Source organism: Mesorhizobium sp. B283B1A, assembly GCF_020165735.1.
GTDB classification, from domain to species: Bacteria; Pseudomonadota; Alphaproteobacteria; order Rhizobiales; family Rhizobiaceae; genus Mesorhizobium; species Mesorhizobium opportunistum.
In genome coordinates this window covers 1-13,484 of sequence record NZ_JAIUIQ010000055.1, presented here as the reverse complement: position 1 = coordinate 13,484, position 13,484 = coordinate 1, and the positions used below count along the sequence as shown (strand labels likewise).

The following is a 13,484-nucleotide window of genomic DNA, read 5'->3' as shown; positions in this document are numbered from 1 at the left end:
GGGTGAGAGGGTCAGCGGCCGGAGCAGCAGGAATCGACGAGTGCGCCCAGCGACGCCGATATTTCGGCGAGCGCCGCGCGATCGACCGCGTAGCGCGAGCGCTGGCGGTCGGGCTCGAACCGGACCAGGCCAGCCTCGACCAATATCTTCAGATGCTGGGACACGGTCGACTGCGCCAGGTCGAAACGGTCGACGACCTCGCGGCAGCAGCAAGAATTGCTGGCCGAGAGGTATTTTATGATTTCGATCCGCGCCGGATGCGACAACGCCGCAAATCGCGCCGCGACAGCGCGACTATCGGAGATGCAGTTGGGTAAAGCGACGGCGCCGGTGGCGCGGCCTGGTTCAAGGACGGATTCTGTCATCGTTCATCGGCGATAGACGATGGAGGGCACCGCCGCAAGCTACTCTTCCGGGCAGATCGGACAGCGGCTAGTTCTGTGAGACGGATTTCTCGATCCCTGGGATCTCGGCAATCCGTTCAGCCAGAAACTCGACCAGCAAGCGGACCCTGGCAACGCCCGCGCGCTCTGGGACAATCAACATGTTGAGTGGAACGGACGTCAACGAATAGTCCGTCAGGATCGTCTCCAGCGCGCCCGCGGCCAGAAGATCGTCCACAAGCCATCGATGCGCAGGCGCGATGCCCCGAGCGGCAACCAAGGCCTGCCGCGCGGCAAGTCCATGATCGATCCGCAGTCGCCCCGCGAAAGGCACCATGTGGCGCTCGCCGCCGGCGCCCTGCAAAACAAGTGTTTCGCTGCCCGCCACGTTCGACATCCGGATGCCCTCATGTCGAGACAGATCCGAAGGGACAGAAGGCCTTCCCCGCGCCGCCAGATAGGCCGGAGACGCCACGAGCAGACGCCGTGACTGGCCGAGCGCCCTCAGCTTCAACGAACTGTCGGTGAGCGGCCCCAGGCGGAGCGCGATATCGATGCCCTCGCGGACGAGGTCCACCCGCTCGTCCGTGAGGCTGAGATCAATCCCGATGTCGGCGTGACGGTCCTGAAAAGCGAAGATGAGGCGGCTGACGTGCAAGACACCGAAAGCCGCCGTACAACTTATCCGGATCGTACCGGCGGGCGCGCCGCGCGTGCTCCGGGCCTCATCGCTGGCCTGTTCGACAAGGCGCAGGATTTGAACGCTGTTGGCGTAATAGCGGCTGCCTTCAGCGGTCATCGTGACACGCCGGGTCGTTCTGCTGAGCAAAGGCACGCCAACAGCTTCTTCGAGTTCCCGCACGTGCCGCGTGATCGTCGACTGCCCGACGCCAAGCTCGCGCGCAACGGCCGACAGGCTGCCACGCTCGGCGACGCGAACGAAGGTGCGCATCCGCTCGAATGTAACGTCTGACTTATCCATTATTCGGCACAATGTTATTCATTGTCTACATATAGTGGATCACATCGCTGCTGGCTATCTTCACGTCAGTCCCCTCAATATTGGATCTGACCCATGAAAGTTCTGCTTGTCTTTGCCCACCCCGAACCACGTTCGCTCAACGGCGCCCTTCGCGATGTCGCCATAAAGGAACTAGAGGCTCAAGGACATGAGGTGCGCGTGTCGGACCTATACGCCGATGGCTGGAAATCCGCGGTCGATCGCGCCGACTTCCCCTTGCTCGAACCTGACGCGCGGTTGATACCCGTCGCGGCCTCCAAGAAGGCGTTCGAAGCCAACGCCCTAACCGACGATGTAAAGGCCGAGATCGAGAAACTCCTGTGGGCCGATACCTTGATCCTCCAGTTCCCGCTTTGGTGGTTCGCCATGCCGGCGATCCTCAAGGGCTGGGTCGACCGTGTGTTCGCCTATGGATTCGCCTATGGCGTTGGCGAGCATAGCGACCGGCGTTGGGGCGATCGTTACGGCGAGGGCACCCTCGCCGGGAAACGCGCGATGCTGATCGTGACCGTTGGCGGCTGGGAGGAGCACTACACCGCGCGCGGGATCAACGGACCCATCGACGACCTGCTGTTCCCGATCAATCACGGGATTCTCTACTACCCCGGATACGACGTGCTTCCGCCGTTCGTGGTATACAAGGTCGATCGTCTCGGAGAGGACGGCTTCGAGCCCGTGGCTGAACGCCTGCGTGACAGGATGCGGACGCTGGCGACGACGCCGCCGATCCCATATCGTCGGCAAAATGGCGGAGATTATCTCATTCCAAGCATGAATCTCCGCCCTGAGCTCGGCGACCCGGGTGCAGCCGGTTTCGCGCTTCACTCCAGCCGCGCCGGTGATGCCGGCTGATCGATACGGGGCTTCTACTGCGTCTTGGTCGGCGCCGTCGTCGCCTGCTCGCCCATTGCCTTGAGGTCGGCGGCTTCGCCTTCCTTCGACTTTTCCGGGACCATGAACACCTGCCCCGGCCAGATGCGGTCGGGATTCCTGATCTGGTCCTGGTTGGCGAGATAGATGGTCGAATAGCGCACCCCGTGGCCGTATACGCGCCGCGAAATCCGCCACAGCGTGTCGTTGCGGCGGATGATGACGGCGCTGTCGGCGTGTTCGAGCTTGGGTGCCACGACCTCGGGCACATCGCTCGGCGGCGTGGCTGCCGCCGCGATGGCCGGAGCCTCGGCGGCGGGCGCCGCTGGTGCCGACTCAGCCGGAGCGGCGGCAACGGCTGGCGCTTCGGCGGCAGAGGCCGGGGCGGCAGGCTTGGTCTCTGCTGGCTTGGTCGATGCTGGCTTGGTCTGGGCGGGTGCCACGGCGGCAACCGCTTGACCCGGCTCACGCTCGAACGGCACAGCGGCGCGGGCGACCACCTTCACGCCATCGGCATCGAGGCCATCGACATGGATGGTGTAGCTGCCGACCGGAATGTCGCGGGTCGCCTCGACGAGGAAATGACCGTCGCGCGATGTCTGCGCATCGCCGAGCAGGATGTCGTTGGCGTAGGCGCGCACCTTGCGGCCCGGATCGGCAAGGCCGGCGACAAAGATCTTGTTGCCGTCGATCTCGATCGCCTCGACGACGATCTTGGGCTCGGCCGCGGCTGCGGCGGGCGATGTTGCCGGCGCCGGTGCAGCCTCGACGACTGCCGGTGCCGGAGCAACAGCCGCGGGCGCTTCAGCGGCCGGAGCCGGCGCTGGCACTGGCGGAGCGGCAGCCTGGTCGCCGGTGGCCAGCGCGGCCGGTTTGGTCTCGGGCGCGGGGACTGTCAGCAGTTCGGCCGGCTTGCCCGGCTCCTCGACCATCGCCAGCACCTGGCCGGTCACATCCTTGGGAACCGAAACGACGGCGGTCTGCACCGAGGCTGTCACCACGGTGCCGGCCGTCGAACGCAGGGCGATCGTATAGTCGCCCGGCTTCAGCGGATCGTCGAGCACGATGACAAAGGCTCCATCGGGACCCGCCACCGTCGAACCAAGCACGGTGGTGCCGTTCAGGATCTCGACCTTCGAATTGGGCGCCGCATTGCCGGCAACCACGATCGAACCGTTGCCCTCGACGCGCACGACGTCGAATGTCGGCGCGATCGGACCTGCCGCCGCGGGCGCTGCCGGCGCCGGTGCATCCGCTGCCGGAGCCGTCGCCTGCGGTGCCGCGGCGGGAGCGGCCGGTACCGCCGGTGCCGGCAGTCGCCCTTCCGTGCCGGGATCCGCCGGTTTCGCCTCGGGCGGCGTCAAGGCCGCTACCTGCGCCGGTGGCGTTGGATGAAGATACGGGTCGAGCGCACCCGATACATAGGCGGTTCCCGCAGCCGCGACGGTCCCACCCGCCGCGAACAGGAACGCCTTCAGTGGATTAATTGCCATATTTCCCTACCCCTTAGCCACCTAATGCCGGTCTAGCGTGTTTTCCCAATGCCGACAAGAAAAACGGGCCGACAAGAAAAAGGGGCCGACAAGAAAAAGCCCGGCCTTGTTGCCTTGGGGCTTGACCCCGCTTTCAGACCCAATCACCAATCATCGGCATGAACACGATTCGATCCGTTTGCGTCTATTGCGGCTCGTCTCCGGGCCGTGATGAAACCTATATCAAGGCCGGTCACCTGCTCGGGCGCTCGCTTGCACGCTCCGGCCTCAGGCTGGTTTATGGCGGCGGCACCAAAGGTATCATGGGCGCCGTCGCCGAAGGCGCGCTCAAGGCCGGCGGCAAGGTAACGGGCATCATTCCGCGCTTCCTGATCAACAGGGAAGCGACCGAAACCGCGCTTGACCGGCTCGACGAGCTGGTAATCACCGACAATATGCACGAGCGCAAACATAAGATGTTCGAGAAATCCGACGCCTTTGTGGCGCTGCCGGGCGGTATCGGCACAGTCGAGGAGATCGTCGAGGTCATGACCTGGGCGCAACTCGGCCATCATCGCAAGCCGATCGTCTTCGGCAATGTCGGTGGCTTCTGGGATCCGATGCTGGCGTTGCTTGATCATATGGCGGCGGAAGGCTTCATTCACACCGCGCAAAGGGTCAAGCCGCTGGTCGTCAACGACCCCGAGGCCATCGTCGCCGCCATCATGGTGGCAGGCTCCTCCGTCGACGCCCCGACCGAGGGCGTGCAGTCGGTGATCGATAAGATGTAGGGGAATAAGGGAATAAGGCAGTACGGCAGTACGGGAAATCAAGGCGCATCGACGCCTGCCCTACTGCCCTACTGCCCTACTGCCCTACTGCCCTACTGCCCTACTGCCCTACTGCCCTACTGCCCTACTGCCTACTGCCCTACTGCCTACTGCCTTCCTCAAATCCCCAATCACCGCCCGCCGGTCATGCCGGCGCCAGGCCAGATGGATCGACACCGTGCGTTCGAACCATGGCAAATCGCGAAACATCACCCGCGGCGGTGCGGCGGCACGCAGGCTGGATTGAACCGTCGCCAGGCCGAGGCCGGCGCTGACCAGACCGAGCGAGGTCAGCGGATCGGCTGTTTCATAGGCGATGTCGGGCAGAAAGCCGGCCTTTGCACAAGCGGCGAGGAACTGGCCGCGATTGGTGTCGTCGGGCTGGCGCACCACGGTGATCCAGGTGCGGCCGTCGAGATGCCGCGGCCCGATGTCGGCTAGCGCGACAAGTGGATCATCCTCGGGGATAGCCAGCACCAGCGGCTCGCGCCGCACCAGCATGCTGTCGATGTCCGGATCGTCGGCCGGGGCCGGAGCGTAGACGAAGCCGAGATCGAGCACACGCTGCCGCAAATCATCGAACTGCGCGGCCGTGCGCCGGCTCCTGAGCTGAAGATGGAAATCCGGCCGCTCGCGGCGGAACTGCCTGAGCATGTCGGCGACCAGCCCGGCATGCACCGCGCCCTCGACATAGCCGATGGCGAGACGGCCGACCGCGCCGCTGGCAAGGTTGCGGCCGAACTCCTCCACCCGCCGCGCATCGGCGAGCAGCGCGCGGGCCTCGGTGAGGAAAGCGCGGCCCTCGGCATTGAGGTGGACGCGCTGCTTCGCGCGTTCGAACAGAGCGACGCCCAGTTGCGCCTCGAGCTGCATGATCTGCCGGCTGAGCGGCGATTGTGAAATATGCAGGATTTCGGCGGCGCGGCCGACGTTGCTGGTTTCCGCAACGGTGACGAAATATCTGATCTGACGCAGGTCGAACATTTTTCTCTGAAGCTTCAAGTCCTAGAAGGTCTCAACTTTAGCCTAGTCAGTCTTGGACAGTCTGACCATCGAAAAGAGATACTCGGCCATCCCAACCAAGGAGACCGACATGCAGTTCTTTGCCCTTCTCACCCGCAACACCGCCAAGTTCAGTGACGCGGACTTCGCACCCCTCCTGCCCGGCGAGGCCGAGCAGCGGCGCACGCTTTACGCCGAAGGCGCGGTGCGCCAGGTCTGGAACCGCGGCGATATTCCCGGCAGCGGCATGATGTTCGAGGCGGCCGACGACGCCGAAGTGCGCGGCCATCTCGCCACTCTGCCATTGGTCAAGGCCGGCATGATGGACGTCGCGGCAATCGTACCGCTCAACCCCTATCCCGGGTTCGGGCCGAAGCGCTGAACCGCCGCAATTGCAATGCGGTGATGGCGAAAGGCGCCGCCACCGCATTGCCGCCTCCTCGACACTCTGTGATCGGTTGTCAAGAAACCGTCACACGGAAGCGGGTTCGTGCGTGCTAGAAATCCCGGTCAGGTGCCGCTGCGCGGCGCCGCCTTGCAACTCGTATCTGGCACTGCGCCCAATGGATGTCGCCCTCCCCGAAGGCACCGACCTGTCGCCCTATCTGCCCGACGAGCATGGGCTGTTCTTCATCTATCATTTCACCGCCAGTGGCCTGCGCACCAAGGATCCTGCGCAAGCGCAGTGGACCTGGCGCAGCTATCAGATCACCGACCTGCACGCCCGCCAGGAGATCGGCGCCGAAAAGGCGCTGCCGGCGCCGGCCCGCGATGCCTTCCTCGCGCCCAGCCATGGCTGCCATATCGACTACGAGGACAACTGGCTCTTTGGCGATTTGCCTGATCTCAGGCACGATTTTTCGGAAGCGCGCGGGCTCGTCCATTTCCGCTTTGCCTTCAACGACACGATGCTGATCGGCGCCCGCAAGCAGCCGCTGGAGTCGGTCGATGCGGTCCGCAAGGCGGTGGAGAACGGATCACGGAAGTTCCGCTCGCCGGCGGAGCTGATCGAGGCGGTGATGGGCCAGTCGCTCGACGGCATGGGGGCAGAACTCGGCAAGCTCGGCGACACGCTCGACGGCATCGAGGACCGCGTGGTGCGCGACGCATGGCACAATGAGCGCCAGGCGCTGGTCGAGGCGCGCCGGCAGCTGGTGGTGATCCATCGGCAGATGGCGACGCTGACCAACCTGTTCCGGCATCTCGACCATTCGCATCGCGACGAGCTGCCCGACCTGATCAACGACATGGCGGCCAGGCTCTCGCACCGCGCCTTCACGCTCTACAATGACGGCGAGCAGTTGCAGGCGCGCACGAGGCTGCTGCAGGACGAGCTGATGGCCAAGCTGACCATGCAGTCGAACCAGTTGCTTTATGTTCTCTCCGTCATGACAGCGGTGCTGCTGCCGATGACCATCATCTCCGGCCTGTTCGGCATGAATGTCGGCGGGCTGCCGCTGGTCGATACGCCAATAGGCTTCTGGGTGGTGACGGCGGTGTCGATGGTTATCGCGGCGGCCACCTATCTGTTCGTCAGGCGGCTGGGCCGGGGGTTGTAGCGGCAGCGCGAAGATCCTCGATGATGGTGCCGGCGGCGCGGACTTCCGCTTCGTGGTCCGGCTCACGCCGCACCCTCGAAAGAGAGCCCGTAGGATTGGGCCCGGAACGCCACCGGGGCGAAGAAGGCGTCGGCGGCGGTGAAATGCGCGCCGGCGAGAAACGGCCCGCCAAAACGGGCAAGGCCATCGTTCCAGAGGTCGCCGAGGCGGAAGAGATCCTGCTTCAACGCATCGGACATCGGAAGCGGTTCGACGCGCACGCCGCAGCTCATCGGGCATGCTCCGCGCAAAGCTGTGAAACTCGAATGCATTTCGGCGGCGGCCGAACGCGCCCAGGCACGCGCTTTGGCCTCGACAGGCCAGACACCGTGATGCCGCTCGGCCAGATATTCGACAATGGCAAGCGAATCCCAGACCGCCCAGCCATCGTCGATCAGACAAGGCACCCGCCCGTTCGGCGAGAACGATCGGTAAAGGCTCCAGCTCGATCCGGTCGGAAACGGCATCAGCCGCTCCTCGAATGGAATGTCCAGCGCTCGCATCAAGATCCATGGCCGTAGCGACCATGAGGAATAGTTCTTGTTAGCGATGTGCAACTGGTACATCGAAACTCCCTATCGGGCGGAGGCCTTGCGTGCCGATGTCAGCATCGACCAGGAATAGATCGCCAGTGCCGTCCAGATCAGCGCGAAGGCGAGCGCCTGAGTGGTGCCGAACGGTTCATCGAAGATCAGCACGGCGATCAGGAAAACCATGGTCGGCGCAATATACTGCATGATGCCGATGGTGGAGAGCCGCAACAGCTTGGCGCCGAAGGCAAACAGCAACAGCGGCACCGATGTGACCGGACCGCAGCCGATCAGCAACGCCGTGTCGGTGCTGTTGCTGGACACGATGTGATCCTGTCCGGTCGCGATCAGGTAGACGATGTAGCCAAGCGCCGGCACCGACAGCAAAAGCACTTCGAGCAGAAAGCCCTGGCTTGGCCCGATCGGCAGCGTCTTGCGGAAGAAGCCGTAGGCGGCGAAGGAAAACGCCAGCGCCAGTGATACCCAGGGCAGCTTGCCGCCCTCGATCGTCAGCACCGCCACGGCGATCGCCGCAAGCACAACCGCGGCTATCTGCAAGCGGTCGAGCCGTTCGCCAAGCAGCAGCGCGCCGACGACCACACTGACCAGCGGGTTGATGTAATAGCCAAGCGCGGTCTCGACGGTGCGGTCGACGGCGATCGCCCAGACATAGATGCCCCAGTTGACCGAGATCAGCGCCGCCGTCAGCGCGGCCATGGAAATGGTGCGTGGAGAGCGCAATGCCGCCTTGAAGTCCGCCGTGCGGCCGGCCCAGATGAGAACCGCAGCGGCGATCGGCACCGACCAGACGATGCGGTGCGCAATCACCTCGGCGAGCGGCAGATGCGCCACTGCCTTCATGTAAAACGGCAGCAACCCCCACAAGAGGTAAGCACCCAGCGCCAACAGGAAACCGCGCCGGGCCTTCGAATCCGCGTCGAGTGTAATTACTTCAGTGACCATGGGCCAACGCTATGGCGCAGTCATCTCCGCAAGACCATCGCAAAGTTCTGATGGATCAATGGACTTTCGCTGATGGTTCAAACTTACTCGGCCGCAACCAGGCCCGCCATCTCCCGGTTCTTCATCAGTTTGTAGACGATCGAATCCATCAGCGCCTGGAAGGACGCGTCGATGATGTTTTCGGAAACCCCGACGGTCCACCAGCGCGCACCGGTGCCGTCATGCGATTCGATCAGAACCCGGGTGATGGCCTCGGTGCCGCCATTGAGGATACGCACCTTGAAATCGGCGAGTTCCAGATCGACGATCTCGCTCTGGTACTTGCCCAGATCCTTGCGCAGGGCGATGTCGAGCGCGTTGACCGGGCCGTGCCCCTCGGCCACCGACATCTTCTCCTCGCCGTCGACCAGCACCTTCACGATGGCTTCGGACACCGTCTTCAACTGGCCGTTGGCGTCGAAGCGCCGCTCGACCATGCAGCGAAACGAGGTGACGTTGAAGAACTGCGGCAGGCCATGCAGCATCTTGCGGGCGAGCAGTTCGAAGGAGGCGTCGGCGCCCTCGTAGGCGTAGCCTTCGGCCTCGCGCTCCTTGACCACGGCAATCAGCGCGTCGAGCCGGTGATCGTCCCTGGGCACATCGATGCCGCGCCGCTTCAGCTCGGCGAGGAAATTGGCCTTGCCGCCCTGGTCGGAAACCATGACGCGGCGGCGGTTGCCGACCGTTTCCGGCGGCACGTGCTCATAGGTCGCCGGCTCCTTGGCCAGCGCCGAAGCGTGGATGCCGGCCTTGGTGGCGAAGGCCGAGGCGCCGACATAGGGCGCCTGCGCCTCAGGCGCACGGTTCAGGAGTTCGTCGAAGGCGCGCGAGAGCCTGGAGATGCCGGTCAGCGCTTCCGCCGAAACGCCGGTCTCGAAGCGATCGGCGAAAGCCGGCTTCAGCGCCAGCGTCGGCACGATCGACACCAGATTGGCGTTGCCGCAGCGCTCGCCGATGCCGTTCAGCGTGCCCTGGATCTGGCGCACGCCGGCTTGGACGGCGGCAAGGGAATTCGCCACAGCCTGGCCGGTATCGTCATGGGCATGGATGCCGAGATGGTCGCCGGGAATGCCGGAGGCGATCACCTTCTCGACGATGGCGCGCACTTCCGATGGCTGCGTACCGCCATTGGTGTCGCACAACACCACCCAGCGCGCGCCGGCGTCGTATGCCGTCCTGGCGCAGGCCAGCGCATAGTCCGGGTTGGCCTTGAAGCCGTCGAAGAAATGCTCGCAGTCGACCATCGCTTCCTTGCCCGAAGCGACTGATGCCTCGACCGAAGCCTTGATGGCATCGAGGTTTTCCTCGTTGGTGCAGCCGAGCGCGACGCGAACATGGTAGTCCCAGCTCTTGGCGACGAAGCAGATGGCGTCCGACTTCGATTGCACAAGGGCGGCAAGGCCGGGATCGTTGGACGCCGACACGCCTGCCCGCTTGGTCATGCCGAAGGCGACAAATTTGGCCTTCGCCGTGCGCTTCTGCTGAAAGAATGCGGTGTCGGTCGGATTGGCGCCGGGATAGCCGCCCTCGACATAGTCGAAGCCGAATTCATCGAGCAGCCTTGCAATCGCGATCTTGTCCTCGACGGAAAAGTCGATGCCCGGCGTCTGCTGGCCATCGCGCAGTGTGGTGTCGAAGAGATAGAGGCGTTGCTTTTTCATGATGGCAAGGTGCTTGAGCACCCCCCTCTGTCCTGCCGGCCATCTCCCCCGCAAGGGGGAAGATCGGCAGCTTTGATGACAGCGCTGGTCCTGCAACGTCGACGATTGGCGAAAGCGAAGGCGACATCCAATCTCCCCCCTTGCGGGGGAGATGTCCGGCAGGACAGAGGGGGGTGTGAAGGATCGCCGTGCATCGACTATACCTTCCCCGCAAACCGGTCGGTCGCCCGGATCAGTTGGTCAAGGATGCCCGGTTCCGAATAGGCGTGGCCGGCGCCCTCGATCAGGTGGAAATCCGCCTTCGGCCAGGCCTTGTGCAGCGCCCAGGCGTAGCGCGCCGGACACGGCATGTCGTAGCGGCCATGGACGATGGTTCCGGGGATGTCCTTGAGCTTGTGCGCGTCGCGCAGAAGCTGCCCCTCCTCCAGCCAGCCGGCATGGACGAAATAGTGGTTCTCGATGCGGGCGAAGGCGACGGCGTAGTCGTCCTCGCCAAATGGCCCGCTGGTCTCCGGCTCTGGCAGCAGCGTGATCGTCTCGCCCTCCCACAGGCTCCAGGCGCGGGCGGCCTCGATTTGCGCCTTGCGGTCGGATCCGATCAGCCGCTTGCGGTAGGCCGCCATCATGTCGCCGCGCTCGACTTGCGGGATCGGCGCCAGGAAGCGTTCCCACTTGTCGGGAAACATCTCGGAGACGCCAAACTGGTAGTACCATTCGAGTTCGGCCCGCGTCAGCGTGTAGATGCCGCGCACCACCAGTTCGCTGACGCGATCGGGATGGGTCTCGGCATAGGCGAGCGCCAGCGTCGAGCCCCAGGAGCCGCCGAACACCAGCCATTTGTCGAAGCCGGCCATCTCGCGCAGGCGCTCGATGTCGGCAATCAGATGCCAGGTCGTGTTGGCTTCCAGCGAGGCGTTCGGTGTCGATTTTCCGCAGCCGCGCTGGTCGAACAGGATGACGTCGTAGAGTTTGGGGTCGAACAGCCGCCGGTGCTTCGACGAAATGGTGCCGCCGGGTCCGCCATGCAGGAACACCGCCGGCTTGGCGTCCTTGGTGCCGGAGCGTTCCCAATAGACCTGATGACCGTCGCCGACATCGAGGATGCCCGAGTCGAATGGTTCGATTTCCGGATAGAGGGTACGCAAGCTCATAGTTTCAGGCCCTGTTGCGGCCAGTTGGCCGTTTCGTGATCGGGATGCTGGAAGGAGATGATCTGCTCCTGCCTGGCGTAGAAGTCTGGATCCTGGTGAATGGGCTGGTCGAAGATCGTCTCCACCCAGGGCAGCCGCGCGGCGTAATTGACCTGGATCTGCGGCGCCAGATCCGAGCGGTCGTCGAAGGCGCCGATGGCGATCTCGAGCCCGCCGGGCTGGCGGTAGGTCAGCGGTGTGCCGCAGCGGGCGCAGAAGCCGCGATCGATATTGACCGACGACTGAAAATAGCTCGGTTCCTCATGAGTCCATTCGACGCCGTCCTTCGGCACGGTCACCAAAGCGCCGAAGAAGGAGCCGAACTGCTTCTGGCACATCCGGCAGTGGCAGATGGACGGGCGCCCGAGCGCCCCCTTGATGCGGAAGCGCACCGCGCCGCATTGGCAGCCGCCGGTTCGAACCTGATCGGTCATGACTTTTCCTTTGGCGGCCACTGTTCCGTATCGTGGTCCGGGTGCTGATATGAGACGAGATCGGCGAGATACGGAGCCGATGATATATCGGCCATCGTCTCCTCGCCCGGCAGTTTCGGGATGGCGTCCACATAGGGCAGTTTTGCCTCGGTGCCCCACTGGATCGACGGCACGATCTCCGCCGGATTGTCGAACGCACCGATGGCGAGACCGACACCATCAGGCGCGGTAAAGGTCAGCGGCGTCCCGCAATTGGCGCAAAACCCTCGATCGACATGGCTGGACGAGCGGAAATATTTCGGCTCGCCGCGCGTCCAGTCGAGCTTGGCGCCGCGCACGGATACCAACGGTGCGTAGAACGAGCCGAACGCCTTCTGGCACATGCGGCAGTGGCAGACCGAGGCATCGCCAAGCGCGCCCTCGACGCGGAAGCGCACCGCGCCGCACTGGCAGCCGCCTGTGTAGACCGGCCGGTTGTGGAGGCTCATCGTTGCTCACTCCGGGTCATGGCAAACCGCCTCGACATTGTTGCCGTCGGGATCGAAGACGAAGGCGCCATAGTAGCTCGGATGATAGTGCGGGCGCAGACCAGGCCCGCCATTGTCCTTGCCGCCGGCGGCACGGGCCGCCGCATGGAAGGCATCGACCTCGGCACGGCTGCGCGCGGTGAAGGCAACGTGCTGGTGGTCTCTCGGCTTGTTCTTGCCGGTACTCAACCAGAACACCGGCCGGTCGCGGCCATAGCCGCCGACCTTGGCGCCGCCGGTGTATTCCAGCGGCACCATATAGAGCAACGACGCACCAAGCGGCGCCATCGCCTTGTCGTAGAAAGCCTTCGAAACATCGAAATCGGCAACGGTGATGCCGAGATGGTCGATCATGAAACAGCCTCCCTTGCTGGTTCGCCCGCCGGCCTCGCGGCATTGCCCAAGCCGGCCTCGATGACAATGTGCTGACAGACATTGTCGATACCGCGAATGACGTCGTCGTTCCAGAAGCGGAGGACGGTCCAGCCAAGCCCTGAGAGCCTGGCACTTCTTGCTATATCGAATGCCGAAGTCTCAGCCCGGGCATGCTGAGAGCCGTCCAACTCGACGATCAGCTTCTTGGCCGGACAGGCAAAATCGACAATATACCCGGCAATTGGCATTTGGCGTCGAAACGCCAATCCCATGAGCCGATGTGCACGAGTCTCGTTCCAGAGTTTTAGTTCGGCATCCGTCAATTGCTTGCGCATCTTGCGCGCATTGCCGCGGTTGTTGGTGGGTACCGGATAATGCGTCATCGCGAGGCGCCCCCCTCTGTCCTGCCGGACATCTCCCCCTCAAGGGGGGAGATCGGCAGCTTCGTCGATGGCGCCCAATCTTCAACGCCGACAGTTGGCGAAAGCCGAAGTGACGTCCAATCTCCCCCCTGTTTGGACCGGGGACATCGCGAACAGGTGTGCGAGGACATCGCGAACAGTTTGGCGTGCTTTGCGCCGGGAGGTTC

At 63.9% G+C, this 13,484-nt stretch carries 16 protein-coding genes; 4 read left to right on the top strand and 12 right to left on the bottom strand.

What is annotated here, in order from left to right; translation table 11 throughout:
• Positions 1–11: 11 nt before the first annotated feature.
• Positions 12–365, bottom strand: a complete 354-nt coding sequence (locus LB577_RS29745; RefSeq protein ID WP_224690016.1) for an ArsR/SmtB family transcription factor — start codon at positions 363–365, stop codon at positions 12–14.
• 67 nt (positions 366–432) lie between these two features.
• Positions 433–1,365, bottom strand: a complete 933-nt coding sequence (locus LB577_RS29740) for a LysR family transcriptional regulator (RefSeq protein WP_224690015.1) — start codon at positions 1,363–1,365, stop codon at positions 433–435.
• A 93-nt stretch (positions 1,366–1,458) separates the two neighbouring features.
• Between LB577_RS29740 and LB577_RS29735 the strand changes: the two genes are divergently transcribed.
• On the top strand, positions 1,459–2,256 hold the full coding sequence (locus tag LB577_RS29735; protein ID WP_224690014.1) for an NAD(P)H-dependent oxidoreductase: 798 nt from the start codon (positions 1,459–1,461) through the stop codon (positions 2,254–2,256).
• Positions 2,257–2,270: 14 nt separating this feature from the next.
• Here the strand turns inward: LB577_RS29735 and LB577_RS29730 are convergent, their stop codons facing one another.
• Positions 2,271–3,767: a LysM peptidoglycan-binding domain-containing protein gene (locus LB577_RS29730; RefSeq protein WP_224690013.1), complete on the bottom strand. Its 1,497-nt coding sequence runs from the start codon at positions 3,765–3,767 to the stop codon at positions 2,271–2,273.
• A 158-nt stretch (positions 3,768–3,925) separates the two neighbouring features.
• Between LB577_RS29730 and LB577_RS29725 the strand changes: the two genes are divergently transcribed.
• Complete coding sequence (locus tag LB577_RS29725) at positions 3,926–4,537, top strand: TIGR00730 family Rossman fold protein (RefSeq protein ID WP_224690012.1); 612 nt, start codon at positions 3,926–3,928, stop codon at positions 4,535–4,537.
• 108 nt (positions 4,538–4,645) lie between these two features.
• On the opposite strand, the gene LB577_RS29720 is transcribed toward LB577_RS29725, so the two are convergent.
• Entirely contained in the window at positions 4,646–5,560 is a 915-nt protein-coding gene (locus tag LB577_RS29720) for a LysR substrate-binding domain-containing protein (RefSeq protein ID WP_224690011.1), read from the bottom strand.
• Between the two features lie 109 nt (positions 5,561–5,669).
• Between LB577_RS29720 and LB577_RS29715 the strand changes: the two genes are divergently transcribed.
• Both LB577_RS29715 and LB577_RS29710 read left to right on the top strand, forming a co-directional pair.
• Positions 5,670–5,960, top strand: a complete 291-nt coding sequence (locus LB577_RS29715) for a muconolactone Delta-isomerase family protein (protein ID WP_224690010.1) — start codon at positions 5,670–5,672, stop codon at positions 5,958–5,960.
• Positions 5,961–6,141: 181 nt separating this feature from the next.
• The gene (locus LB577_RS29710; RefSeq protein ID WP_224690009.1) at positions 6,142–7,137 is read left to right on the top strand and encodes a transporter; all 996 of its coding nucleotides are present in this window, start codon (positions 6,142–6,144) and stop codon (positions 7,135–7,137) included.
• Positions 7,138–7,199: 62 nt separating this feature from the next.
• On the opposite strand, the gene LB577_RS29705 is transcribed toward LB577_RS29710, so the two are convergent.
• The 8 genes from LB577_RS29705 to LB577_RS29670 form a co-directional block, all read right to left on the bottom strand.
• Positions 7,200–7,742 (bottom strand): glutathione S-transferase N-terminal domain-containing protein, encoded by a 543-nt coding sequence (locus LB577_RS29705; protein ID WP_411969356.1) that lies wholly within the window; start codon positions 7,740–7,742, stop codon positions 7,200–7,202.
• A gap of 9 nt (positions 7,743–7,751) precedes the next feature.
• Positions 7,752–8,669 carry an EamA family transporter RarD gene (gene rarD / locus LB577_RS29700; protein ID WP_224690008.1) on the bottom strand — a complete coding sequence of 306 codons (918 nt, stop codon included), beginning with the start codon at positions 8,667–8,669 and terminating at the stop codon, positions 7,752–7,754.
• An 83-nt stretch (positions 8,670–8,752) separates the two neighbouring features.
• Positions 8,753–10,369, bottom strand: coding sequence for a citramalate synthase (gene cimA, locus LB577_RS29695; RefSeq protein ID WP_224690007.1), 1,617 nt, complete (start codon positions 10,367–10,369; stop codon positions 8,753–8,755).
• 197 nt (positions 10,370–10,566) lie between these two features.
• Entirely contained in the window at positions 10,567–11,520 is a 954-nt protein-coding gene (gene pip, locus LB577_RS29690) for a prolyl aminopeptidase (protein ID WP_224690006.1), read from the bottom strand.
• Positions 11,517–11,993: a GFA family protein gene (locus tag LB577_RS29685; RefSeq protein ID WP_023777851.1), complete on the bottom strand. Its 477-nt coding sequence runs from the start codon at positions 11,991–11,993 to the stop codon at positions 11,517–11,519. Before LB577_RS29685 ends, pip begins: the two co-directional genes overlap by 4 nt.
• Complete coding sequence (locus LB577_RS29680) at positions 11,990–12,481, bottom strand: GFA family protein (RefSeq protein ID WP_224690005.1); 492 nt, start codon at positions 12,479–12,481, stop codon at positions 11,990–11,992. Before LB577_RS29680 ends, LB577_RS29685 begins: the two co-directional genes overlap by 4 nt.
• A gap of 6 nt (positions 12,482–12,487) precedes the next feature.
• Complete coding sequence (locus LB577_RS29675; protein ID WP_224690004.1) at positions 12,488–12,874, bottom strand: VOC family protein; 387 nt, start codon at positions 12,872–12,874, stop codon at positions 12,488–12,490.
• On the bottom strand, positions 12,871–13,278 hold the full coding sequence (locus LB577_RS29670) for an endonuclease domain-containing protein (protein WP_224690003.1): 408 nt from the start codon (positions 13,276–13,278) through the stop codon (positions 12,871–12,873). Before LB577_RS29670 ends, LB577_RS29675 begins: the two co-directional genes overlap by 4 nt.
• Positions 13,279–13,484: the final 206 nt, after the last annotated feature.

Coding starts and splice junctions, on each gene's coding strand:
- cimA (WP_224690007.1), bottom strand. CDS start 10,369: ATGAAAAAGCAACGCCTCTATCTCTTCGACACCACACTGCGCGATGGC.
- pip (WP_224690006.1), bottom strand. CDS start 11,520: ATGAGCTTGCGTACCCTCTATCCGGAAATCGAACCATTCGACTCGGGC.
- LB577_RS29675 (WP_224690004.1), bottom strand. CDS start 12,874: ATGATCGACCATCTCGGCATCACCGTTGCCGATTTCGATGTTTCGAAG.
- LB577_RS29670 (WP_224690003.1), bottom strand. CDS start 13,278: ATGACGCATTATCCGGTACCCACCAACAACCGCGGCAATGCGCGCAAG.
- LB577_RS29745 (WP_224690016.1), bottom strand. CDS start 365: ATGACAGAATCCGTCCTTGAACCAGGCCGCGCCACCGGCGCCGTCGCT.
- LB577_RS29710 (WP_224690009.1), top strand. CDS start 6,142: ATGGATGTCGCCCTCCCCGAAGGCACCGACCTGTCGCCCTATCTGCCC.
- LB577_RS29680 (WP_224690005.1), bottom strand. CDS start 12,481: ATGAGCCTCCACAACCGGCCGGTCTACACAGGCGGCTGCCAGTGCGGC.
- LB577_RS29715 (WP_224690010.1), top strand. CDS start 5,670: ATGCAGTTCTTTGCCCTTCTCACCCGCAACACCGCCAAGTTCAGTGAC.
- LB577_RS29725 (WP_224690012.1), top strand. CDS start 3,926: ATGAACACGATTCGATCCGTTTGCGTCTATTGCGGCTCGTCTCCGGGC.
- LB577_RS29740 (WP_224690015.1), bottom strand. CDS start 1,365: ATGGATAAGTCAGACGTTACATTCGAGCGGATGCGCACCTTCGTTCGC.
- LB577_RS29730 (WP_224690013.1), bottom strand. CDS start 3,767: ATGGCAATTAATCCACTGAAGGCGTTCCTGTTCGCGGCGGGTGGGACC.
- LB577_RS29685 (WP_023777851.1), bottom strand. CDS start 11,993: ATGACCGATCAGGTTCGAACCGGCGGCTGCCAATGCGGCGCGGTGCGC.
- LB577_RS29735 (WP_224690014.1), top strand. CDS start 1,459: ATGAAAGTTCTGCTTGTCTTTGCCCACCCCGAACCACGTTCGCTCAAC.
- LB577_RS29705 (WP_411969356.1), bottom strand. CDS start 7,742: ATGTACCAGTTGCACATCGCTAACAAGAACTATTCCTCATGGTCGCTA.
- LB577_RS29720 (WP_224690011.1), bottom strand. CDS start 5,560: ATGTTCGACCTGCGTCAGATCAGATATTTCGTCACCGTTGCGGAAACC.
- rarD (WP_224690008.1), bottom strand. CDS start 8,669: ATGGTCACTGAAGTAATTACACTCGACGCGGATTCGAAGGCCCGGCGC.